Raw genomic sequence first — 21,151 nt, 5'->3', positions numbered from 1 at the left:
GGGGGGGCCCCCCCCCCCCCCCCCCCCCCCCCTCTCCCGGGGAATCCGGGCGGCTACTCGCCGGCCTCCGCGAGGGCGCCGTCCTGATCCATCTGCCAGACCGTGCCGGTCTCGGCCGATGTGGCCTCGACGACGAACTCGCCGTCGGCGACCTGGATCGTCGAGATGTACTTCTCGACGGCGTCCGAGGGGTGGTAGGGCATGACCCACATGCCGTACTTCTGCGTCGGCTGGTCGACATCCGACGCGAGCATGATCTGGGTCAGGTCGGGCTGCTCCGCGAGCTGGTCGTTGACGATCTGCACGCCCTCCTCGAGGTCGGCGACGAACTCGGCGCTCTCCTCGCCCGCGTCCTGCTCGGTCGCCGCGCCTCCGTCGCCGCCTCCGGCGGGCTCCTCGGCGTCGCTCGCGCAGCCCGCGAGCCCGATGACGCCGGCGGCGAGCAGGGCCGCGACGATGCCGGTGCGCTTGAGTGTGTCGTTCATGTCTGTTTCCTCTTCCTGTGATGACGAGCGGCCGGGGCCGCGGGATCCCTCCGCGCGGCCCCGGCGGGTTCTCATTCGATGGGCGAGCCGACCGAGGCGAGCCCGAAGCCGAACTCGTACGAGCTGCCCTCCGAGTCGACGTAGGGCGTCGTGTCCGCGACGTCCTCGAGGCTGGCCTCGACGGAGTCCATGTCCTTCGGCACCGTGATCGGCAGCCGTCCCCGCGGCTCGCTCAGGCCGAGTGCGATGTCGAGGAAGGCCTGATCGCTCACGCCGCTTCCGAGGAGGATCGCGTCGGCGTCCGCCTCGAACTCCGACGGGATGACGAGGCCGGCCGACACCGAGACGAGCGCGACGACCGGGATGTCGCCTCCCGCCTCCTCGACGGCCGCGACCGCGCGCTCGAAGGCGTCGAGGTCGGCCTCGTTCGAGATCTGCGACGTGTTGCCGAGATACGAGCGGTTCTCCTTCTCGCCGTCCGCGAGCTCGTCGCCGCTGATCGACGTCTCGCGCACGCCGTCGCCGTCAGCCGTGTAGGGGCGGTACTGCAGCGAGAGCGGGTAGTACTCCTCGGTCTCCGCGTCCCAGCCGGCCTCGTCGAAGTTCGTGCCGTTGTTCGGGTTGTCCATGCCGACGAGCACGAGGTCCACGTCGCTGAGGTCGGGGGCCGTGTACGAGACGACCTCGTCGTTCTCGTCGAGCTCGACCTCGTCCGTCAGGACCGTGCCGAAGTACTGCTCGGCCGTCTCGACGTCGACCGTCTCCCCCTCGGTGTAGACCGCGGGCCCGAAGGCGCCGTCGTGGCCCGTGTCGAAGGAGCGGGGGATGTAGACCGTCAGGTCGGAGAAGTCCTCGGCGGAGGCCTCCGCCGGCACCGTGCCGTCGAGGTTCTTCAGGAGCACCACCGAGTCGCGCTGCGCCTGCAGCCCGGCCTCCACGAAGTCGTCAGCTCCGACGACCTCCTCCGAGACCTCGAGGTCCTGGTAGACGTCCTCGTAGAGCCCCACGCGGAACAGGTTGGTGAGCACGCGGCGCCCCGTGTCCGCCCAGCGGTCCTCGGCGCTCGTCTCGAGCTCGCCCGCGGCGTGCGCCTCCTCCCACATCTCGAACGCCTCCTGCACCGGCGCGATGTCGTTGTTGCCGCCGAACTGGTCGATGCCCGTCTTCAGGATCTCGAAGTGCCGCTCGGCGACCGAGAGGTCCTCGGCTCCCCACGAGGTGGCGACGAGCGCATCGGGATCCGTGTCGCCGCCCGCCGTCACGCCCCAGTCGGTGACGATGACGCCGTCGTAGTCGTTGTCGGCGCGCAGGATGTCGACGCGCTCCTGGTCGTAGGCGCTGCCGGCCGCCGCGCCGAACGCGGGCTCACCGTCGCCGTCGAGGACGATCGAGTACGAGGTCATGACCCCGCCTGAGTCGAGTGCGGCGAGGAAGGGCTCGAGGTGCTCGTCGAGGTTGCCGCCGGGCAGGACGCCGTACTTGCCGGGATCCGTGTGCGACTCGCGTCCGCCCTCGCCGATGCCGTCGCCCGGGAAGTGCTTGATGACGGTCGAGACCGACTCCTCGCCCCAGCCCTGGTTCTCGCCGTCGACGAAGGTCCCCTGGAAGCCGTCGACGTACGCCGCGGCCATCTCGCTCGCCAGCTCGACGTCCTCGCCGAACGTGCCGTTGATCCGCAGCCAGCGCGGATCCGTCGCGAGATCGATCTGCGGGCTGAGGGCGTTCGCGAGGCCGAGGGCGCGGTACTCGGTCGACGCGATGCGGCCGAAGTCGCGCACGACCTCGGGGTCGAACGTCGCGGCCATGCCCAGCGAGGAGGGCCAGCCGGAGAGGCCGCCCGCGGCGCCGGCGTAGCTGTCCGCGGCGTCGTTGCGGGGATCCGAGCTGAAGTTGATCGGGATGTAGGGCTCGTCTCCCGAGACGAGCGTCTCGGCGTAGGCCTGCATCTGGTTCGTCCAGAGGACGACCGGCTCGATCTCGTTGCCGCCCGCGTAGAGGACGTTGCGCAGATAGGAGCTCTCGAGGTACTCCTTCTGGGCGTCGGTGAGGCCGTCGCCCGGCGCCCGCTCGTGCCCGCTGAAGAGCATGAGGCCCGAGACCTGGTCGGGGCTGAGCTGGGGAGCGAGGTCCGCCGCGCGCTCCTCGGGCGAGAGGCGCCAGTCCTCCCAGTCGTCGAGCTCGCCGTCGCCGTCCATGTCCTTGAACGCGTACGTCGAGCCGCCGTCCTCGACCTCGATGAGCTCGAAGCCGGCGTCCGCGCTCATCGAGAGAGTCTTCCCGTCACCGGGGTTCTCGACCACCGTGAAGGAGGTCGTCCCGTCGGTCACCTCCTTCGTGGAGTAGGTGCTCTCGTCGCCGCCCGAAGCGGTGCACCCGCTGAGCACCACGGCGAGGCCCGCCGTGGCCGCGAGACCGGTCGTGATCGCTGACTTCCTCATCAAAATCCCCGTATCGTCTTCGGCACGCCGCCGCCATGGCGACGCGAGGGAGCGAAGCCGGTCGTCCCTGCCACCGTTCGCATGCGAGGTGGCCGGATCGGTCGTTCAGCTGTGAGGACCGACGCGCGGCTCGCGCTGTCGACGTTACGATCCGGCCGTCCGACCCGACCGGGCGGATGCACGATCGGACGTTCTCGGCGCATGATCCGCATCTCTCCCCGTCCGCGGACGCGGCGCGGCGCCCGGGACCTGTCCGGTCCCGGGCGCCGCGCCGTCACTCCGTCACTCCCCGACGGCGTCGCCCTCGGCAGCGGGGCGGCTGCGTCGCACACGGCGGATCACGAGGATCGCGCCCCCGACGACGAACAGGCCGAGGAGGACCGTCACGGCGATCTGCCCGTACCACCACATCGGCGGCGCGTACGACACCGTCGCCCCCGGCGCAAAGCCGTTCATCGCGTTGGAGTTCGCCACCGCGTACAGGATGTTGTGGCTGGCCCGGCGGATGTCCTGCTGCGCCGCGGGGGACGACGTGTCGTCGAACGACTTCGACGGCGCGAAGGTGAGCGTCAGGTCGGTGCCCGCCGCGATCGACTGGTTCGGGTTCATGTACCGGTAGAGGTTGAAGTCCGAGATGGCGAAGCCCTCGAACCCCCACTCGTCGCGCAGGACCGTGTCCATGAGCGCCTCGCTGCTGCCCGCCCACGTGGCGCCGATGCGATTGAAGGAGCTCATCACGGCGGTCGCCCCGACCGTGCCCTCCTCGACCGCGCCGCTGTCGTCCGCGATGTGCGGAACGGGCATCTCGAGATCCTTCACGATCATCTCGAACGGCTTCAGGTAGACCTCGCGGATCGTCTGCTCGTTCGCCCAGACGGCGATGCCGTTGTTGACGCGCTGCGCCTCCTGGTCGTTGAGGGCGAAGTGCTTGAGCGTCGTGTAGAGGCCCTTCGACGCGGCTCCCTCGGAAGATGCGAGACCCATCGCGCCCGACAGCAGCGGATCCTCCGAGTAGTACTCGAAGTTGCGCCCCGCGAACGGAGAGCGGTGCAGGTTCACCGCCGGCGCGTACCAGCCGCTGACCTCCTTGAAGAGCGACTCGTTGCCCACCATCTCGCCCATGGCGCGGGACATCTCCGTGTTCCACGTCTGCGCGATGAGGTACTCCGACGGATAGGCGACGCCGTTGACGGAGGCGTTGATGAACGACGAGAACCCGGCGGGGCCGTCGAGCTCGGTCGTCATCGGCTTCGCGATCCCGAGCAGCGCCTCGGTCTGATAGGCGCCGTTGAGCAGCATCGTCGTCATCTCGTCGATCGTGAGCGAGTCGAGGAGCTCCTCCCACTTCTCGTCGTCCTTCGGGAGACCGCGCAGATCGACGAGCGTGAGGTCGGTGCTCGCGCCGGTCGTGGGCGCCTCCGCATCGGACGCCTCGGCGACCGCGTCGGCATCGTAGGGGGCGAACCCGTCGATGATCGCCTCGTCGGCGACGAGCAGGTCGTCCGCGGGCGCCGTCGGGAACGTCCCCGCGAAGTCGGCGCGCGACATGTTGAGGATCCGGCCCTCCTCCGGCTCGTCGCTGAAGCGCTCGGAGACGTCGTCGAACTGGTTGGTGACCTCGGCGAGGTCGCTCGACCGCGCCGCGTTCCCCGCGTAGACGACGGTCTCGTCGACCGCGTAGACGATCGGCTCGACGCCGTCTGCCGGCGTGTGCGAATCGGTGCGGAGCGAGAGGGCGTAGTCGCCCGCCTCCAGCACGTACGCGCGCTCGTCCTCGTAGTCGTAGGAGGCCATGTCCTCGACGGCGAGCGACAGCGTCACCGTCTCCGACTGGCCGGGCTCGAGCGTCCCGGTCTTCGCGAAGTCGCCGAGGACGACCTCGGACTTCTCGATGCCGCCGGGCGTGTAGGGGGCGGAGAAGAAGAGCTCCACGACGTCCTTGCCGGGCGCCGTCCCCTCGTTGGTCACCTCGACGTCGATCTCGATCTCGCCGTCCGCCTCGCCGAGGCGCTCCTCCGCGAGGCTCCACGAGAAGTCGGTGTAGCTCAGCCCGTAGCCGAACGGGTAGACGACGGCCTCGTCGTAGTCGATGAAGCCCTCGGCGGCCGCCGTCTCGTAGTAGCGGTAGCCGACGTAGATCCCCTCCTGATAGTTGACGAAGGGCGCGTCGTTCGTCACGGTCGCGTTCGAGGCGACGGTCTCGAGCGCGGACGAGGGGTACTCGACGTCGATGCCCTCGTAGAAGAAATCGCCGAAGTTGACGAAGCTCGGGTCGGCCGTGAAGTCGGCGGCCCAGGTGTCGACGGTGCGCCCGGAGGGGTTCGTCTCGCCCGCCAGCACGTCGCCCAGCGCGTTGAACCCGGTCGCTCCGGGCGAGCCGATGAGCAGCACCGCATCGACATCGGGATCCGCCTGCACGTCGCCCATCTCGAGCGTCGTCGACGCGTTCACGAGGACGACGACCGTCTCGAAGCGCTCCTTCGCGAGGGAGATGAGATCGCGCTCGTCGGCGTTCAGCTCGAGCTGGTGCTGTCCGTCCTCGTAGTTGTCGTCCCACCCCTCCATGTCGGTGGTGAGATCGCCGCCCTCGCCGCCCGGGCGGCCGAGGAAGACGAGGGCGGCGTCGCCGTACTCGTCGAACGAGTCGGAGACGGCCTCGTAGCCGCTGACCGGCATCTCGCCGATGCTGTAGCTCGACTCGTCGGGGAGGTCCATCTCAATGTGCCCACGGGGGTGCTCGGCCGCGTGCTCTTCGATCGCCGTCAGCGCGGCCTCGTTCACCTGGAAGCCCGCCTGCTCGAGCCCCTCGCGCGGCGTCACGGCGGAGGAGGTGTCGACCGATCCGGATCCCGCGCCGCCGTAGACGGGGTCGACCGCCGAGCGTCCGAGCATCGTGACCGAGCCGCCCGCCAGGGGGAGGGCGGCGCTGTCGTTCTTCGCGAGCACGATGCCCTCCGCGGCGATGTCGGCGACGACGCCCTTCGCGGCCTCGTCCACCTCGTCGATCGACGCGAAGTCGGGCGTGTAGTACTCGGTGTCCCAGTCGGCGGCGGCCTCGGGGGTCTCGACCGTGTAGGTGCCGGACCCCAGCTGCGAGGCGACCCACTTCGATCCGATGTTCAGCGCCACGTTGAGGAGGACGGCGACCACGGCGACGAACGCGAGGATCGGGATCCAGATGAGCAGGAATCTCCTGTTCGACATCCGTGCTCGGGGGCTGCTCGCTGTCGCGTCGTTCACGCTCGGACTCCTTCGTTTCTTCGGCCGCGCATCGTCGGCGATCGCGCAGGGCGTCCGACCACGACGGCGGACTCCCGGCCTCGACAGATCACGCTAGGCGCGCCCGTGTCGCGACCCCCGGCCGGGTTCACGATCGGTCGGATTTCGCGCACGAGCGGTGCGGGACCGGCTCAGCTGAAGCCCACGACGCGACGCGCGACGTGGTAGGCGAGCGAGGTGACGCGTCTCCCGGCGCGGCCGGGGAGGTTGCTGCTCGTGGCGATGAAGCTGCGGCGCAGCCGCGCGTACAGGAGGGGGTGGGTCGCGCTGATCTCGCGCCAGAACGTCTCCCGGACCGCCAGGTGCTCCTGCTCCCCGCGGGCGAGCGTCGCCGACGTCACGGCGCAGACCCCCTCGACGTAGTGCAGGAGCGCCTCGCAGAGCGGCGCAGGCACCTCTCCGCTCTCGACCGCGCTCGCGGACGGCAGCGCGGCGACCGCGAGGCGGTTGACGCGCAGCTGCTGATCGACGCGGCGCAGCATCACGTCGGCCTCCACCGACTGCCCCTGCCTGCCGATGAAGTAGTGGTAGAGGCTGACCGGCAGGTAGATCATGCGTCGGACGTGCGCGAGCGGCACCACCACGTAGAGGTTGTCGACGTAGAAGGTGTGCTCGGGGAGGGCCATCCCCGATGCGCGCACGACGCTCGTGCGGTACACGATCGCGTGCATCATCAGGTACTGGCGCGTGCGGAACCGGTCCGTGTCCTCCCATCCGAACACCCGTCCCGTGGGGAACACCGATCCGAAGCGCGTCGTGCGATTGCTCTTGCCCACCCGGTCGTGCACGTAGTCCGTGAAGAGGGCGTCGACTCCTCCGAGGCGCTCCGCGGAGTCCAGCGCGTCGAGCACGGCGTCGAGCGCGCGCATGTCGAGCCAGTCGTCGGCGTCGAGCACCTTCAGGTAGGTGCCCCGCGCGAGGGCGAGCCCGGCGTTGATCGCGCCGCCGTGGCCCGCGTTCGCCTGGTGCACGACGCGGAACACGTCGGGGCGCGCCTCCGCGTACCCGTCGGCGCGGGCGCCCGTGCCGTCGGTGGATCCGTCGTCGACGACGATCACCTCGAGGCGGCCGCCCTCGGGCAGCGTCAGGAAGGGGTCGAGCGCGCGATGAAGATAGCCATCGGCGTTGTAGGCGGGGACGACGAGCGTCAGGAGAGGCACCTTCTCATCCTGCCTGGTCGACGGCGGCCGGCGTCTCCTCCGTCTCGGGGCGGCGGCTGAAGATGACCTTGAAGATCGGGTAGAAGACCCAGAACGAGATCGCCGAGTTGATGATCATGGTGATGACGTCGGCCGTCACCTCCCCGGTCTGGCCCCAGCCCCAGATGTTCATCAGCAGGTCGTAGATGGGCGCCTTGTAGAACCCCTGGGCGGCCGCGGCGACGAACGTGATGATCACGTAGGCGAACGCGTACCAGCCGGCCGCCACCCACGCGGAGGTGTTCGATCGGAACGTCACGTTGCGCTGCAGGAAGAAGTTGATGACCTGCGCGATGAGCATGGTGATCTGCACGGAGAGGAAGTAGGCGAGTCCGCCGCCGCCCGCGGGCATCGCTCCCGCGGCGTAGTCGAACATGAAGTACTGTCCGCCGCCCACGTCACTCCCCACGGGCAGCACCTGGAAGTCGACGTCGACGAGATCCGTGAACCGCTCGAACCCCCACCGGAACAGCGGCATGAGCGCGAGCTGGAGCAGGGTCACGCCGTTGGAGAAGACGAAGAACATGAGGAACTTCGCCATCTCCGGGTGCGAGGTGCGGAAGTCCGCCCATCTCTTCTGCATGGCGCTGAGCATCAGGCGCTCCTCTTCTCGTCGGATGCGGCGCCCGTCGAGGCGGCGCGGAAGGCCGAGGCCGTGCGCTTCTCCTCGCGGCGGCCCTGGAAGAAGGCCCGGACGACGCGTCCGAGGCCGCGGATGGACTGCCCGTTGACCAGCGTGAGAAGCGCCGCGACGAGGCGACTCGTCGCGAGGCCTCCGCTCATCTTCGAGATGATGCGGAAGGGGCCGTTGAACAGGAAGAGGATGTTGAGGTCGGGTTCGCCCCTGTCCTCGGCTCGGCGGCGTCGGCCGTCGAGGATCCGGAAGGCGGCGCGGGCGATCGGGCTGCGCGCCTCGCCGAGCCGGTCCATGGGGTCGTCGGCGCCGAGCGGACCCGCTCCCCAGCCGGATTCCGGAACGGGACGCCCGAGGAGCGCCGAGAAGGCGTCGTCGTCGACGTCGCGCACGTCCCCTGCCGCGTAGGCGGCGAGGGCGGCGGGCAGCGCGTCCGCCGCGACTCCGTCGAGGACGACGGTCTCGACGAGCGGCAGGTCCTCGAGGTGCGAGCCGACGGCGATCTCGTAGGCGCCGGCTTCCACGCGCCACGCCCCCTGGTCGACGTCGAAGAAGCGGAAGGCGCGCTCGCCGAGCCGGATGACGGCCTCCTGAGTCTCCCCCGGCTCGAGGCGGACCTTCTGGAAGCCCTTGAGCTCGCGCACGGGGCGCGGGACCCGGCTGTCTCCGCGTCGGCCGACGTAGACCTGCACGACGTGGCTGCCCGCGACGTCCCCCGTGTTGGTGACGGCGACGGTCGCCACGACGTCGTCGCCGTCGCGGGACACGCGGAGCCCGTCGAGGACGAAGGAGGTGTAGCTGAGGCCGAAACCGAAGGGGAACGCCGGCGCGACTCCCGCGGTCTCGGCGTACCGGTATCCGACGAACGGCCCCTCGCGGTACTCGGCCGTGCGCAGCGTGCTCGGGAAGCGAGCGGCTGCGACGGTGTCCGCGAGGCGCACCGGGAAGGTCTCGGCGAGACGTCCGCCGGGGTCGGTCGCGCCGGTGAGGACGTCCAGGATCCCCTCGGCGCCGGCCTGACCGCCGAGGTAGCCGTGCACGAGCGCGGCCGCGTCGTCGATCCAGGGGGTCTCGACGGCCCCGCCTGCGCTGAGCACGACCACCGTGCGCGGGTTCGCCCTGGCCACGGCCGCGAGGAGCTCGATCTGCGCGGCGGGCAGGCCGAGGCCGGAGCGGTCGAGGCCTTCCGATTCCGCGATCTCGGGGAGTCCGAGGGCGAGCACGGCGACGTCGGCGGATGCCGCGGCGTCGACGGCCTCGGCGACGAGATCGGGCGCGGCGGCGCCGTCGCGCCGGTACCCCTGCGCCGATGCGGCGAGCACGAGATCGGTCTGGCCGATGGCTCCGCGCAGGGTGCTGAGGCGGGTGGGGTTGACGGCGGACGATCCGCTGCCCTGATAGCGGGGCGCGTCGGCGAAGTCGCCGACGAGGGCGACGCGAGTGCCGGCGGAGAGGGGCAGGAGGCCGTCGTTGCGCAGCAGCACCGCGGACTCGGCCGCGGCTCGGCGGGCGAGCGCGTGGTGCGCCTCGGCATCCGGCTGCTCCGCGACGGCGGGCCTCTTCGAGACGCGCTGCACGAGCCCGAGCACGGCCGCGACCCGGCGGTCGAGGTCGCTCTCGTCGAGCTGGCCGCTCTCCACCGCGCGCACGATCTGCCGCACCGAGTCGAATCCGGGCGACGGCATCTCGAGGTCTCCGCCGGCTCGCACGGCGGCGACCGGGTCGTTCCCGCCGCCCCAGTCGGAGACGACCGCGCCGTCGAATCCCCACTCGTCGCGCAGGATGTCGGTGAGCAGGTGCGGGTTCTCGTGGGCGTATGTGCCGTTGACGAGGTTGTACGACGACATGATCGCCCAGGGCTCCGCTTCGCGGACGACGATCTCGAAGGCGGTCAGATAGATCTCGCGGAGGGTGCGCTCGTCGACGATCGAGTCGCTCACCATGCGCCGCAGCTCCTGGCTGTTCACGGCGAAGTGCTTGGGCGTCGCGGCGACTCCCCGGGATTGGATCCCGCGGACGTAGGCGGCCGCGAGGCGCCCCGAGAGCTCGGGGTCCTCGGAGAAGTACTCGAAGCTGCGCCCGCCGAGCGGGCTGCGCTTGATGTTGAGGCCCGGGCCGAGGAGCACGTCTACGCCCTGCGCCGCGGCCTCATCGCCGAGGGCGGCGCCGATCTCGACCGCGAGGTCCTCGTCCCAGCTGTTCGCGACGGTCGCCGCGGTCGGGAAGCAGGTCGCGGGCTGCGAGGCGTTGAGGCCGAGATGATCGGCGGATCCGACCTGCTTGCGCACCCCGTGGGGGCCGTCGGACATCCAGATCGCGCGGATGCCGAGGCGGTCGACCGCGCGGGTCTGCCAGGTGTTCTCGCCGCTGAGCAGGGCCGCCTTCTCCAGAAGGGTCAGCTGGGCGATGAGCTCGGTCGTGTCGACCACGTTGTGCGCCTCCCGGTTCGTCCGGCCCGAACTGCAGGGCGGGATCCTCTGCGTTCATTTCACCGGACGGCCGCCCGGCGGACGCGGACGATCGCACAAGCTGTCGTTTTGGGCGCACGTTCTGCGGAGGAGACGGAGAGTGGCCGCCCCGAGTCGGGAACGGCCCCTCCTTCTGCGGCGCTCAGCGCCACCAGGTGTCGTCGGGAGCGACGGGGAGGTTCCGCTTGTGCCGCGTCGCGAGGTACTTCGCCTCGATGCGACCGGCCGCGTCGGGCGAGATCGCCTCGCCCTCGAGGTAGGCGTCGATCTCGGCGTAGGACACGCCGAGCTCGTCCTCGTCGGCGCGGCCGGGGGTGCCGTCGAGGAGGTCGGCGGTCGGGGTCTTGGTCGCGAGATGGTCGGGGGCGTCGAGCGCGTGCAGGAGGGCGCGCCCCTGGCGCTTGGTGAGGCCCGACAGCGGCAGGATGTCGGCCGCGCCGTCGCCGAACTTCGTGAAGAACCCGGTGACGGCTTCGGCGGCGTGGTCGGTGCCGATGACGAGCAGGCCGGCGTCGCCGGCGAGCGCGTACTGGGCGACCATGCGCAGCCTCGCCTTGATGTTGCCGCGGTTGAAGTCGGACACGTCGGCGCCGGCGGCGCGCTCGACGTCTTCATCGAGGCGGTCGACGCTGCCGCGGATGTCGACCTCGACCGCCCGGTCGGGGGCGATGAAGGCGAGAGCCTTCTCGGCGTCGTCGGCGTCGTGCTGGACGCCGTAGGGCAACCGGACCGCGAGGAACGTCGCCTCTCCGCCCTCCTCCCGCACGCGCTCGACCGCGAGCTGCGCGATCCGTCCGGCGAGCGTGGAGTCCTGCCCGCCCGAGATGCCGAGCACGAAGCCCTTCGCGCCGGTGGCGGCGAGGTAGTCGACGAGGAACCGCACGCGACGGTCGATCTCGGCGCGCGGGTCGATCTCGGCGCGCACGCCGAGCGCGCTGCGGATCTCCTGCTGCAGGGTCATGGCTTCTCCGCTTCTTCGGTGATGAGGCATGTCGCGCCGAGCGGCGCGGCGTCAGTCGCGGCTCCGGTCTCGGAACACGGCGCGCAGCACGAGGAACACGACGAGCGCCACGATGGCGACGGCGAGGACCTTCACGGCGAACCACATGACCGAGAACAGCACCTGCACGATCCAGATCGCGATGACGACGGCGACGATCACGCCGAGCGCGGTCCAGAGGGTGTTCTTGTTCATGTCTCCCAGAGTAGGCGCCCGCGGGGCGGGAGCGCCCGGCTATTCGGGCTGCGAGACCCGGTCGATCTCGGCGATCTCCTCGGGGGCGAGGTCGAGCCGGCCAGCGGCGAGGAGGTCGGGGATCTGCTCGGGGCGCGAGGCGCTCGCGATCGGAGCGACGACGCCGGGCTGCGCGCGGAGCCACGCGAGCGCGATCGTGGCGATCGATGCGCCTCGGGCGCGTGCGACGCGTTCGAGGGCGTCGACGGTCGCGAGTCCCTGGGATGTCGCGTACTTCGCGGCACCGCCGGCGCGCGGGGAGCTGTCGTCGACGGATCCCGCCCGGTACTTGCCCGTGAGGAATCCGGAGGCGAGGGCGTAGTAGGGAAGGATCCCGAGACCGTGGGCGCGGGCTTCGGGAAGCACGTCGGCCTCCGCGTCGCGCTCGACGAGGTTGTAGTGGGGCTGCAGCGCGACGGGTTCGGGGACGCCGAGGCGGCGGGCGGTGTCGATCCATTCGCGGATCCGCTCGGCGGAGTAGTTCGACAGAGCGGTGTGGCGCACGATCCCGTCGTCGACGAGGGCTCCGAAGGCGGCGACGGTCTCGTCGAGGGGCGTGTCGGGGTCGTCGCGGTGCGCGTAGAGGAGGTCGATCGTCGTCGTGCCGAGGCGTTCGAGCGATGCCTCGACGGCGGCGCGCACGGTGTCGGGGGCGAGCCCGGCGTGGTCGGGGTGCTGGCCGACCTTGGTGGCGACGACGACGCCCTCGGGCGCGCGGGTGGAGAGCCAGTCGCCGATGATGCGCTCGCTCTCGCCGCCGCTGTTGCCGGGTGCCCATGCGCTGTAGACGTCGGCGGTGTCGATGAAGTCGCCTCCCCCGTCGACGAAGGCGTCGAGGATCCGGAAGGACGCGTCGCGGTCGGCTGTCCAGCCGAACACGTTGCCTCCGAGGTTCAGGGGGAAGACGTCGAGGTCGCTCGTTCCGATGCGCGTCATGGGGTCTCCTGCCGGTCGGGTGCGGGTGCGGGTGCGGGTGCGGGTGCGGGTGCGGGTGCGGGTGCGGGTGCGGGTGCGGGTGCGGGTGCGGGTGCGGGTGCGGCCAGCCTAGGTTCGGCGGGGGCGGGCGGGTCCGCGGGGTGCGGATCCGTCGTCACGCGGCGTCATGCGGGGCCGCTCGTCTGCTGGTCGACGATGCTCCATCCCTCCGGGGTCTGCCGGACGCGGAGCTGGGCGGGGATCTGCTCCTGCATCGCCTCGACGTGGCTGATGATCCCGATCGTGCGACCCCCCTGGCGCAGTTCGTCGAGGGTGCGCATGGCGACCTCGAGCGTCTCGGCGTCGAGGGATCCGAAGCCTTCGTCGATGAAGAGCGTGTCGAGCCGGATGCCGCCGGCGCGGTTCGTGACGACCTCGGCGAGGCCGAGGGCGAGGGCGAGGGAGGCGAGGAACGTCTCGCCGCCTGAGAGGGAGTGGGGCGGGCGGGCGCGGCCGGTGAAGCGGTCCATGATCTCGATGCCGAGCCCGGAGGCGGCGTTCCGGCGGGCGAGGGCGTCGGTGTGCTGGAGGGCGTAGCGCTGCCCGGACATCTCGGCGAGGCGCAGGTTGGCGGCGTCGACGATCTCCTCGAGTTCGGCGGCGAGCACGTAGGTCTCGAGGTCCATGCGCTTGGTGTTGGGCGCGCGCCCTGAGACGCTGTCGGCGAGGCGGGTGATGACGGCGGCGCGGGCGAGGAGCTCGGCGACGGCCGTGTGGATCTCGCGGGCCCGGTGGGTGTGCGAGGCGAGCGCGTCGGCGAGGCGGCGGGCGGCGCCGCGGCGCTCGAGGGCGTCTTCCGCGGCGCGGCGCGCGGCGGCGAGGGCGTCCCCGGCGCCGGCGATGTCGACGGGTTCGGCGGGGAGGTCGGCGTCCGCGAGCTCGGCGAGGGTCTGCTCGGCGCTGCGGCGTCGCGCGTCGACGTCGAGGATCTCCTGTTCGAGGGCCGCGAACTCGTGGTCGGCGAGGAGCGCCGCGCGGGCGGCCGCGACGTCGGGGAATCCGGCCTCGGAGAGCGCGGCGTCGCGCGCTTCGGCGGACTCGCGGGCGGATTCCTCGGCGCGGTCGCGGGCGCGGTGCGCATCAGCGAGGGCTCCGGCGAGGGAGGCGAGGCGCTGCGATCGGCCGATGCGCTGGGCGACGGAGTCGAAGGATCCGCGGGCGGCGTCGACGTCGCGGCGGTCGCGCGCGAGGTCGGCGGCCGCGGCGTCGATGCGGGCGGCGAGCGCGCTGCGGTCGCTCTGGTCGCGGGTCTCGGCGGCGGCGAGGTCTTCCTGTGCTCGGCGGAGGTCGTCGAGGCGCTTCTGGTAGTCGGCTTTCTCGCGGGCCGCGTCTTCCGCGGCGGCGAGCTGGGTGCGGGCGGCGAGCATGTCGCCGCTGACCTCGGTCTCGGTGCGGCCGTCGGCGCGCTGCTCGGCGTCGCGCAGGGCGAGCTGGGCCTCCTGCCTGCGCACGGCGGCGGTCTCGGCGGCGGAGGCGGCCTCCTGCCGGGCGGCCTCGGCGGCGTCGATGTCGTCGGCGGTGACGGGTTCGTCGGCGCGTTCGGCGGGCTGGGGGTGTTCGGCGGATCCGCACACGGGGCAGGGCTCGTCGTCGCGGAGGTCGGCGGCGAGCTCGCCGGCGATGTTGCGCAGGCGGCGGGCGTGGAGCGCGTCGAGCCGAGCCTCTGCGGCATTCCTCTGCTCGCGGGCGGCACGGTCGGCGGCATCTGCCTGCGTGTGCTTCTGCGCGAGGTCGCCGACTTCCTGGGCGGCCTCGAACTGCTTCTGGAGGTCGCGGAGGTGGGCGTCGACGGCCTCGCGACGCTGGGCGCGCTCGCGGGCGCCCTCGAGGGACTCCTCGGTGCGCTGGATGCGTTCGGGCAGCACGGCGCGCTGCGCCCGGGTCTTCTCGATGCGCACGTCGAGGGCGGCGAGGTCGACGCGCTGGGCCTCGAGGCGGTCGGCCTGCTGCGCGAGCTGGGTCTCGCGCTCGCGGAGGGGCTGCCAGGATCCGATGCGCTGCTGGGTCTCGTCGACGAACGCGTCGAGGGCGGCGGGTTCCGCGTCAGCGGAGGGTCCGTCGACGCTGCCGCTGCTCTCGTCGGCCCAGCTCGCGCGGGAGCGGTCGAGGGCGGTGGTCGCGGTGGTGACGGCATCGGCGGCGCGGTCGGCGGCGTCGAGGGCTCCGCGGGCCGAGGCGGCGCGCCGGGCGGAGGCGAGGGCGGCGCGGCGGCGTTCGGTCTCCTCCCCCGCGGCGTCGAGGGACGCGAGGGCGGCGCGGGCCGCGTCTCGGCGGTGCTGGCCGTCGGCGGCTCGGCGGAGTGCGTCGCGGGTGCTCTCGGCGGCGTCACGAACCGCGCGTGCGACTTCCGCGTCGGCATCGCGGGCATCGGCGAGCTCGGCGGCACGCGCCGCGGCGGCCGCGAGCCGTGCGATCTCCTGCGTCCAGGGGTCGGTCTCGGCGCCCGCGAGCGCGGACGTGCCGCTGTCTGCGGGGGATCCGGTCGTCTCCGCGTCCGGTGCCAGCTCATCGACGATCGCGGTGTCTCCGGTCGCGACGTCGCCACCCGATCCGTTCCCTTCCTCCGGATCGTTCCCCGCAGTGTCTGCCGTGGACGCATCGGCGGGTGCGACGTGCCCGATCGCCGCGCCCGGCTCTCTCCCCGCTTCGGAAGCGCGCTCTTCCGCAGCCACGTCGGCCGCGAGGAACGGCGTCCCGTCGCGCCGTGCATCGGAGACGTCCGTCCTCTCCTGCAGCGCCTCGTCGAGGGCCGCGATGTCGCTGTCGGCCTGGTCGAGGACGGCGCGGAGGCTCTGCTCCTGCTGTTCGGCCTCGGCGGAGGCCTGCTTTCGACGCTCGTCGAGCGCCTGTTCGTAGCTCTGGAAGCGGCGGGTGCCGAAGAGGGTGCGCAGCAGCTGGCGGCGTTCGTCGTTCTTCGCGAGGAGGAAGCGGGCGAAGCGGCCCTGGGCGAGGAGGATGACCTGCAGGAACTGCTGGTGGGTGAGGCCGATGACCTCGGTGACGAGCTGCGCGACGTCGACGGCGCGGGCGGCGCGGCCGATCCATTCGCCGTCGACGCGTTCGAACATCTCGGCGCGCGGGGGTTCGGTGGTCATGCCGGTGCCGCGCAGCTTGGGGCGCTCGTATTCGGGGCTGCGTTCGATGCGCCAGGTGGTGCCGTCGAGCGAGAACTCGACGGCGACCCGGGTGGCCTCTCCGGGGTCGGCGTGGTCGCTGCGTAGCCGCTTCTCGCCGTCGTCGGATCGGGGCGTGGTGCCGTAGAGGGCGAAGCAGACGGCGTCGAGGATGCTGGACTTGCCGGCCCCGGTGCGGCCGGCGATGAGGAAGATGCCGTCGGCCGCGTAGGCGTCGAGGTCGATCTGCTCGCGGCGCCGGAAGGGCCCGAAGCCCTCGATCTCGATGCGGTGGATCCTCATGCGCTCTCCTCCGCTCGGTGCGCGCTGACGACGTCGGCCACGAGGCCGCGTTCGGCGTCGCTCGCGCCGTCGCCCGCACGGACGAAGGCGAGGAAGTCGTCGACGACCTGCGGGTCGGGGCGTCCGCGGCCGACGCGGTCGCGGTAGCTGCGCTCGGGCCCGGTGTCGACCTGCTCGGGGTCGGACTGGATGGTGGCGCAGTGCGGGAAGCGCTTCTGCAGGCGGCGCATGGGCTCGGGCTGCGGCACGGCGTCGGTGAGCACGGCGCACACCCAGTCGTCCGTGTGCTCGTCGAAGCGCGGGTCGCTGAGGAGCTCGTCGAGCGTGCCCCGGAGCACGGCGAGGCGGCGCGGGACGGGCAGGTCGGTCCACTCGACGCTCGCGATTCCGTCGGCGTCGAGGTCGAGGATCCACGCGCCGCGCGGCTTGTCGGCTTCGCCGAAGCTGTAGTGCAGGGGCGCGCCGGAGTAGCGGATGCCGTCGGCGAGCGTCGCGCGCCCGTGGATGTGTCCGAGGGCGACGTAGTCGTGCCCGGCGAGGTCGCCGAGGGGCACGACGTCGAGGGACCCCTGGCGGAGATCCTGTCGGATCTCGCGTTCGACGCCCTGGGTGGGCTCGACGCCTGCGGCGAAGCAGTGGGCCATGACGATGCTGCGCCCGCCGCGCTCGGCCCTGTCGGCGGAGATGAGGGACATCGCGTGCCGCATCGCCTGCTCCTGCGTGCGGATCTCGGCCTCTGGCCAGAGGTGGCGGACGAGAGCGGGCTCGAGGTAGGGCACGGGATAGACGTGCACGGGCCCGTGGGCGTCGTGGAACGTGAGCGGCTCACCCACGGTGAGCGGGTCGGTGATGACGTGCACACCGGCCGCGCCGAGGAACCGCGACTGGAACCCGAGCCGCGCCGCGGAGTCGTGGTTGCCGCTCGTGACGACGACCTGCGCGCCCGCCTCGCGGATGCCGTGCAGCACGTCGGTGAGCAGCGTGTACGCGCCCGCGGCGGGCGTCGCGGAGTCGAACACGTCGCCCGAGACGACCACGAGGTCGACGCCGTTCTGCTCGACCTGACGCACGAGATCTCGGAGCACCTCGCGCAGCGCGTCGAGCGTCGAGTGCCCGTGGAACGACCGGCCGATGTGCCAGTCGGAGGTGTGCAGGATTCGCATGCCCACCACGCTACGGGGAGGGTCCGACAAACGAACGGAGGGCGTCGGCGGAACGACGGTCGGCGCGCACGATAGCGTTCGATTGTCAGTGGTGTGCACGACGCTGACCGTGTTCCTGTCGACCGTCAGTCTGGAGTCCCTCGGTGAAGAAGCAGATCCATGTTGTTGGCGCGGTGATCGTCGACGCAGGCAACATCCTCTGCGCACGACGCGGACGCGGCAGCCTCGCTGGGCTGTGGGAGTTTCCCGGAGGGAAGATCGAGCAGGGAGAAACGGCGCGAGAGGCGCTCCAGCGCGAGATCACGGAAGAACTCGAATGCGTCGTCGAGGTGGGTGACGAGGTCGCCACCACCGCGCACGAATACGACTTCGGCGTCGTGCATCTCACGACTTTCCTCTGCCGTCTCGTCGAAGGGACGCCCCACCTCACGGAGCACACCGAGGTCACGTGGCTCCGTCCAGCGGATCTCGCGACGTTGACCTGGGCTCCCGCCGATGTTCCGGCCGTCGACCTCCTCCGGGAGCGATCGTTCGCATGACCCACGTCGACTTCGCGTGGGACTCGTCTCTCGCCCTCGACGTGAACTTCGGGTACGTCGAGGCCACGGCTTCCGCACCCCGCCGGTTCAACCCTCGGGTCGTTCTCAACACGGACGACACGTCGGTTTTGCGGGCGCTGCGGGAAGAGCTCCGCAACTGTGAGACGTTCACGTTCTCCGTCGCGTTCGTCTCGGCCCGCGCCCTCGCGCTCCTCAAGCAGGAACTCGTCGAGCTCCGGGACTCCGGGCGCACCGGCACCATCATCACGTCGGATTACCTGACGTTCAATGCACCGAGGGCCTTCGACGAGCTCCTCCACCTCAAAGAACAGTTCGGCATCGACGTACGGATCCACCGCGCCGCCGCGTTCCATCCCAAGGGGTACGTGTTCGAATCCGCCCACACGGTCACGGTGCTCATGGGAAGCTCCAACCTCACCGAAGCCGCGATCAGTTCCAATCACGAATGGAACCTCCAGGTATCGGCGGCGCACGGTAGCGACCTCGCCGACCAGCTCAGCTCCCTCGTCGCTCGCCAGGCGGACGAATCCGCACCTCTCACGCAGGAATGGCTCGACGATTACCGCGCGCGATACGTCCCGCCCCTCCCGCGTCCACGCCGTCAGGACGCCGGCAACACCCCGGTGTCCGCAGACGAATCGACAATCGTCCCCAACCGCATGCAGCAGGAGGCGATGGAGGCGATCGCGCGCGTCCGCGAGCAGGGTGGGCGCCGCGCACTCGTCGTGTCAGCGACGGGTACGGGGAAGACCATCCTGTCGGCCCTGGACGCGCGATCCTGCGCACCGCGGCGGCTTCTCTTCGTCGTCCATCGAGAGCAGATCCTCGACCGCAGCATCGAGGAATACCATCGCGTGCTCGGCGGCCCCCTCTCGGACTACGGGAAGCTCACGGGAGGGATCAAGCAGCATGACCGCCGCTACGTCTTCTCCACCGTGCAGACACTCTCGCGCCACCTCGACACGTTCGCCCCCGATGCCTTCGACTACGTCGTCATCGACGAGGCACATCGTGCCGGCGCCGAGGGACACCGCCGTGTCTTGACCTACTTCGAGCCCACTTTCCTCCTCGGTATGACCGCCACCCCTGAGCGGACCGATGAGTTCAACGTGTTCGAGCTGTTCGACTACAACGTGCCGTACGAGATCCGGCTTCAGCATGCCCTCGAAGAGGACATGCTGACCCCGTTCCACTACTACGGGATCACCGACGTGTCGTATGCCAACGGCACCTCTCCCGAGACCGATCCGTCCCTCCTCATCACCCCGGAGCGCGTCGATCACCTCGTGACGGCGCTCGACCTCTACGGGCAGGCCGGCGTCGCCCCACGAGGTCTCATATTCTGCAGCCGGAAGGACGAAGCGCGACGACTCTCGGAGGCGCTCAACGCGCGCACACTGAGGGGCGTTCCGCTCCGCACGCTCGCGCTCGCGGGTGACGACTCCCTCCCCAATCGTGAGGCTGCCGTCGAGCGGCTCGAATCGGGCGACCTGCACTATCTCCTCACGGTCGACATCTTCAACGAGGGCGTGGATATCCCGTCGGTCAACCAGGTCATCATGCTGCGGGAAACGCAATCGTCGATCGTCTTCGTGCAACAGCTGGGCCGGGGCCTCCGCAAAGCACGCGACAAGGAATATCTGGTTGTCATTGATGTTATCGGCAACTACACAAACAACTACATGATCCCGATCGCCCTCTTCGGGAATGAGTCGCTCAACAAAGAGTCGCTCCGCAAATCACTGATCACCGCGGAAGAGCGCGGAGTTTTGCCCGGGCTGTCCAGCGTGCGGTTCGATCGGATTGCGCAAGAGCGAGTTCTCAGCGCCATCAGTAACGCGAAACTCGACTCCGCCCGCAACCTCCGCCGCGCCGTGCTCTCTATGGAGAAGCGCCTAGGGCGCCCCCCCACGCCTCATGGACTTCTGGGCGTTCGAATCCACGGATCCTGTGGTACTCGCCACCCACCGCGATCACTTCCCTGCGCTCGTCGCGTCTGCTCTGCGCGAGCCCGAATCCCTCTCGCCGCGTGAGAGCGACGCGCTCAAATTCATGACGCGCGAGTTCCTCACGGCAAAGCGCGGGCACGAGATCACGATCCTCCGCGAGCTCCTCCAGCACCCGCTCACCCGACGGGACATCGCGGATCTCCTCGCGGCACGTGGGTGGGAGGACACGGACACCATTGTGACCGGGCTGATCCGCATCTTCACGATGGAGTTTCACACCGGCCAGGAGGTAAATCAGACGTACGGTAGCCCCATCGCGCTGCGTCTGGATGACGGGTTACGCCTCGCCTCAGACGTTGCGGAGTCTTACGGGGAGGGCGGTGGGTTCACCGAGGCGGTCGATGACCTGATCGCGACAGGGTCCGCCCTCATCGACGCGCGCTACGACTCGGCGCGCCCTCTGACACCCGGGGTGCAGTACACACGAAAAGACGCGTGCAAGCTTCTTGGGTGGGAGAACAACGAGCAGGGCGTGATCTACGGCTATAAACTGCACCAAGGCACTCACACCTGCCCAATTTTCGTCACCCTCCACAAATCGGATGACATTGCCGCCAGCACCCGCTACGAGGACACCCTCGTGGATCGGTCCACGATGCGCTGGTTCACCCGCCCCAACAAGACACGACAAACACCGGAAGTCCGAAGCATTGTTGCCGGCGACTACGCGCTTCACGTCTTTGTGAAGAAGGATGATGCGGAGGGTAGTGACTTCTACTATCTCGGCGAAGCGACCGCGAAAGATCCACAGCAGACAACGATTATCAACGATCATGGCCAGGAGCAGCCCATCGTCATGATGACGCTGGATCTCTCGGCGCCGATGGAAGCCGGTCTCTACGACTACTTCCACCCCGTGCTGACGACCTAATCCCTCTCCGTTCCTTCTCCCGTGCGCAGCAGCCGGTAGTCGCGCTTCCGCAGCGCGCGCAGGACCAGGCGGGCGGGCATCGGGAAGGCCGCGAGGCCGTGGTCCGCCGCGCAGGGTTCGACGGCGACCACCGCATACCACCGCCCGCGATGGAGCACGCGTCCGCCCGCCTGCTCGAGGTTGCGCAGCCAATTGACCTCCGGCCCGTACGTGAGCTCGGCGACGAAGCCCTCGCCGACCGGGGCGAGGATGAGCGGGGCCTCGTAGGTCGCGCCGCTGCGGCGTCCGATGTGCTCCACGAGGGAGAACGGCCCGCGCCCGGACCGCGCGATCCGCAGCGTCAGCGGGTTGAGAGTGCGATTCAGCACATCGAGGAACCGGCGGGTGCGGCGCTTCATGCCGCGAGGGCACTCCGCCCCG

At 70.4% G+C, this 21,151-nt stretch carries 15 protein-coding genes; 3 read left to right on the top strand and 12 right to left on the bottom strand.

The window, feature by feature from the left end; all coding sequences use genetic code 11:
* Positions 1-53 precede the first annotated feature (53 nt).
* From NHL53_RS13440 to NHL53_RS13390, 11 genes are all read right to left on the bottom strand, one after another.
* Positions 54-485, bottom strand: coding sequence for a hypothetical protein (locus NHL53_RS13440; RefSeq protein ID WP_433777387.1), 432 nt, complete (start codon positions 483-485; stop codon positions 54-56).
* Between the two features lie 71 nt (positions 486-556).
* A complete protein-coding gene (locus tag NHL53_RS13435) occupies positions 557-2,923 on the bottom strand; it encodes a glycoside hydrolase family 3 N-terminal domain-containing protein (protein WP_433777386.1) in 2,367 nt (788 codons plus the stop codon).
* 282 nt (positions 2,924-3,205) lie between these two features.
* Positions 3,206-6,163 carry a glycoside hydrolase family 3 C-terminal domain-containing protein gene (locus NHL53_RS13430; protein ID WP_433777385.1) on the bottom strand — a complete coding sequence of 986 codons (2,958 nt, stop codon included), beginning with the start codon at positions 6,161-6,163 and terminating at the stop codon, positions 3,206-3,208.
* Positions 6,164-6,333: 170 nt separating this feature from the next.
* Positions 6,334-7,362: a glycosyltransferase family 2 protein gene (locus NHL53_RS13425; RefSeq protein ID WP_433777384.1), complete on the bottom strand. Its 1,029-nt coding sequence runs from the start codon at positions 7,360-7,362 to the stop codon at positions 6,334-6,336.
* A gap of 4 nt (positions 7,363-7,366) precedes the next feature.
* Positions 7,367-7,996: a hypothetical protein gene (locus NHL53_RS13420; protein ID WP_433777383.1), complete on the bottom strand. Its 630-nt coding sequence runs from the start codon at positions 7,994-7,996 to the stop codon at positions 7,367-7,369.
* Entirely contained in the window at positions 7,996-10,509 is a 2,514-nt protein-coding gene (locus NHL53_RS13415) for a glycoside hydrolase family 3 C-terminal domain-containing protein (protein ID WP_433777389.1), read from the bottom strand. Before NHL53_RS13415 ends, NHL53_RS13420 begins: the two co-directional genes overlap by 1 nt.
* Positions 10,510-10,645: 136 nt before the next feature.
* On the bottom strand, positions 10,646-11,464 hold the full coding sequence (gene nadE / locus NHL53_RS13410) for an ammonia-dependent NAD(+) synthetase (RefSeq protein WP_433777382.1): 819 nt from the start codon (positions 11,462-11,464) through the stop codon (positions 10,646-10,648).
* 51 nt (positions 11,465-11,515) lie between these two features.
* A complete protein-coding gene (locus tag NHL53_RS13405; protein WP_433777381.1) occupies positions 11,516-11,698 on the bottom strand; it encodes a hypothetical protein in 183 nt (60 codons plus the stop codon).
* Positions 11,699-11,737: 39 nt separating this feature from the next.
* Positions 11,738-12,673 carry an aldo/keto reductase gene (locus NHL53_RS13400; RefSeq protein WP_433777380.1) on the bottom strand — a complete coding sequence of 312 codons (936 nt, stop codon included), beginning with the start codon at positions 12,671-12,673 and terminating at the stop codon, positions 11,738-11,740.
* Positions 12,674-12,837: 164 nt separating this feature from the next.
* Entirely contained in the window at positions 12,838-16,128 is a 3,291-nt protein-coding gene (locus NHL53_RS13395; RefSeq protein WP_433777379.1) for an AAA family ATPase, read from the bottom strand.
* Positions 16,125-17,291 carry an exonuclease SbcCD subunit D gene (locus tag NHL53_RS13390; protein ID WP_433777378.1) on the bottom strand — a complete coding sequence of 389 codons (1,167 nt, stop codon included), beginning with the start codon at positions 17,289-17,291 and terminating at the stop codon, positions 16,125-16,127. Before NHL53_RS13390 ends, NHL53_RS13395 begins: the two co-directional genes overlap by 4 nt.
* 143 nt (positions 17,292-17,434) lie before the next feature.
* On the opposite strand from NHL53_RS13390, the gene NHL53_RS13385 reads away from it, so the two are divergent.
* From NHL53_RS13385 to NHL53_RS13375, 3 genes are read left to right on the top strand one after another with little or no spacing between them, the layout of a single operon-like run.
* Complete coding sequence (locus NHL53_RS13385) at positions 17,435-17,830, top strand: (deoxy)nucleoside triphosphate pyrophosphohydrolase (protein WP_433777377.1); 396 nt, start codon at positions 17,435-17,437, stop codon at positions 17,828-17,830.
* Positions 17,827-19,884 carry a DEAD/DEAH box helicase family protein gene (locus NHL53_RS13380; protein WP_433777376.1) on the top strand — a complete coding sequence of 686 codons (2,058 nt, stop codon included), beginning with the start codon at positions 17,827-17,829 and terminating at the stop codon, positions 19,882-19,884. The genes NHL53_RS13385 and NHL53_RS13380 overlap by 4 nt, the downstream gene beginning before the upstream one ends.
* Positions 19,802-20,731: a DUF3427 domain-containing protein gene (locus NHL53_RS13375; RefSeq protein ID WP_433777375.1), complete on the top strand. Its 930-nt coding sequence runs from the start codon at positions 19,802-19,804 to the stop codon at positions 20,729-20,731. Before NHL53_RS13380 ends, NHL53_RS13375 begins: the two co-directional genes overlap by 83 nt.
* Here the strand turns inward: NHL53_RS13375 and NHL53_RS13370 are convergent.
* Positions 20,728-21,129 (bottom strand): nitroreductase family deazaflavin-dependent oxidoreductase, encoded by a 402-nt coding sequence (locus NHL53_RS13370; RefSeq protein ID WP_433777374.1) that lies wholly within the window; start codon positions 21,127-21,129, stop codon positions 20,728-20,730. The genes NHL53_RS13375 and NHL53_RS13370 overlap by 4 nt on opposite strands.
* Positions 21,130-21,151 lie beyond the last annotated feature (22 nt).

Origin of the sequence: Microbacterium sp. gxy059 (assembly GCF_050958665.1) — a bacterium.
Classification (GTDB): Bacteria; Actinomycetota; Actinomycetes; order Actinomycetales; family Microbacteriaceae; genus Microbacterium.
This window is presented reverse-complemented; position numbering and strand designations above follow the sequence as displayed.

Excerpts from the sequence above, each read along its gene's own strand:
- nadE (WP_433777382.1), bottom strand. The coding sequence starts at position 11,464 with ATGACCCTGCAGCAGGAGATCCGCAGCGCGCTCGGCGTGCGCGCCGAG.
- NHL53_RS13420 (WP_433777383.1), bottom strand. The coding sequence starts at position 7,996 with ATGCTCAGCGCCATGCAGAAGAGATGGGCGGACTTCCGCACCTCGCAC.
- NHL53_RS13390 (WP_433777378.1), bottom strand. The coding sequence starts at position 17,291 with ATGCGAATCCTGCACACCTCCGACTGGCACATCGGCCGGTCGTTCCAC.
- NHL53_RS13370 (WP_433777374.1), bottom strand. The coding sequence starts at position 21,129 with ATGAAGCGCCGCACCCGCCGGTTCCTCGATGTGCTGAATCGCACTCTC.
- NHL53_RS13405 (WP_433777381.1), bottom strand. The coding sequence starts at position 11,698 with ATGAACAAGAACACCCTCTGGACCGCGCTCGGCGTGATCGTCGCCGTC.
- NHL53_RS13380 (WP_433777376.1), top strand. The coding sequence starts at position 17,827 with ATGACCCACGTCGACTTCGCGTGGGACTCGTCTCTCGCCCTCGACGTG.
- NHL53_RS13440 (WP_433777387.1), bottom strand. The coding sequence starts at position 485 with ATGAACGACACACTCAAGCGCACCGGCATCGTCGCGGCCCTGCTCGCC.
- NHL53_RS13435 (WP_433777386.1), bottom strand. The coding sequence starts at position 2,923 with ATGAGGAAGTCAGCGATCACGACCGGTCTCGCGGCCACGGCGGGCCTC.
- NHL53_RS13395 (WP_433777379.1), bottom strand. The coding sequence starts at position 16,128 with ATGAGGATCCACCGCATCGAGATCGAGGGCTTCGGGCCCTTCCGGCGC.
- NHL53_RS13400 (WP_433777380.1), bottom strand. The coding sequence starts at position 12,673 with ATGACGCGCATCGGAACGAGCGACCTCGACGTCTTCCCCCTGAACCTC.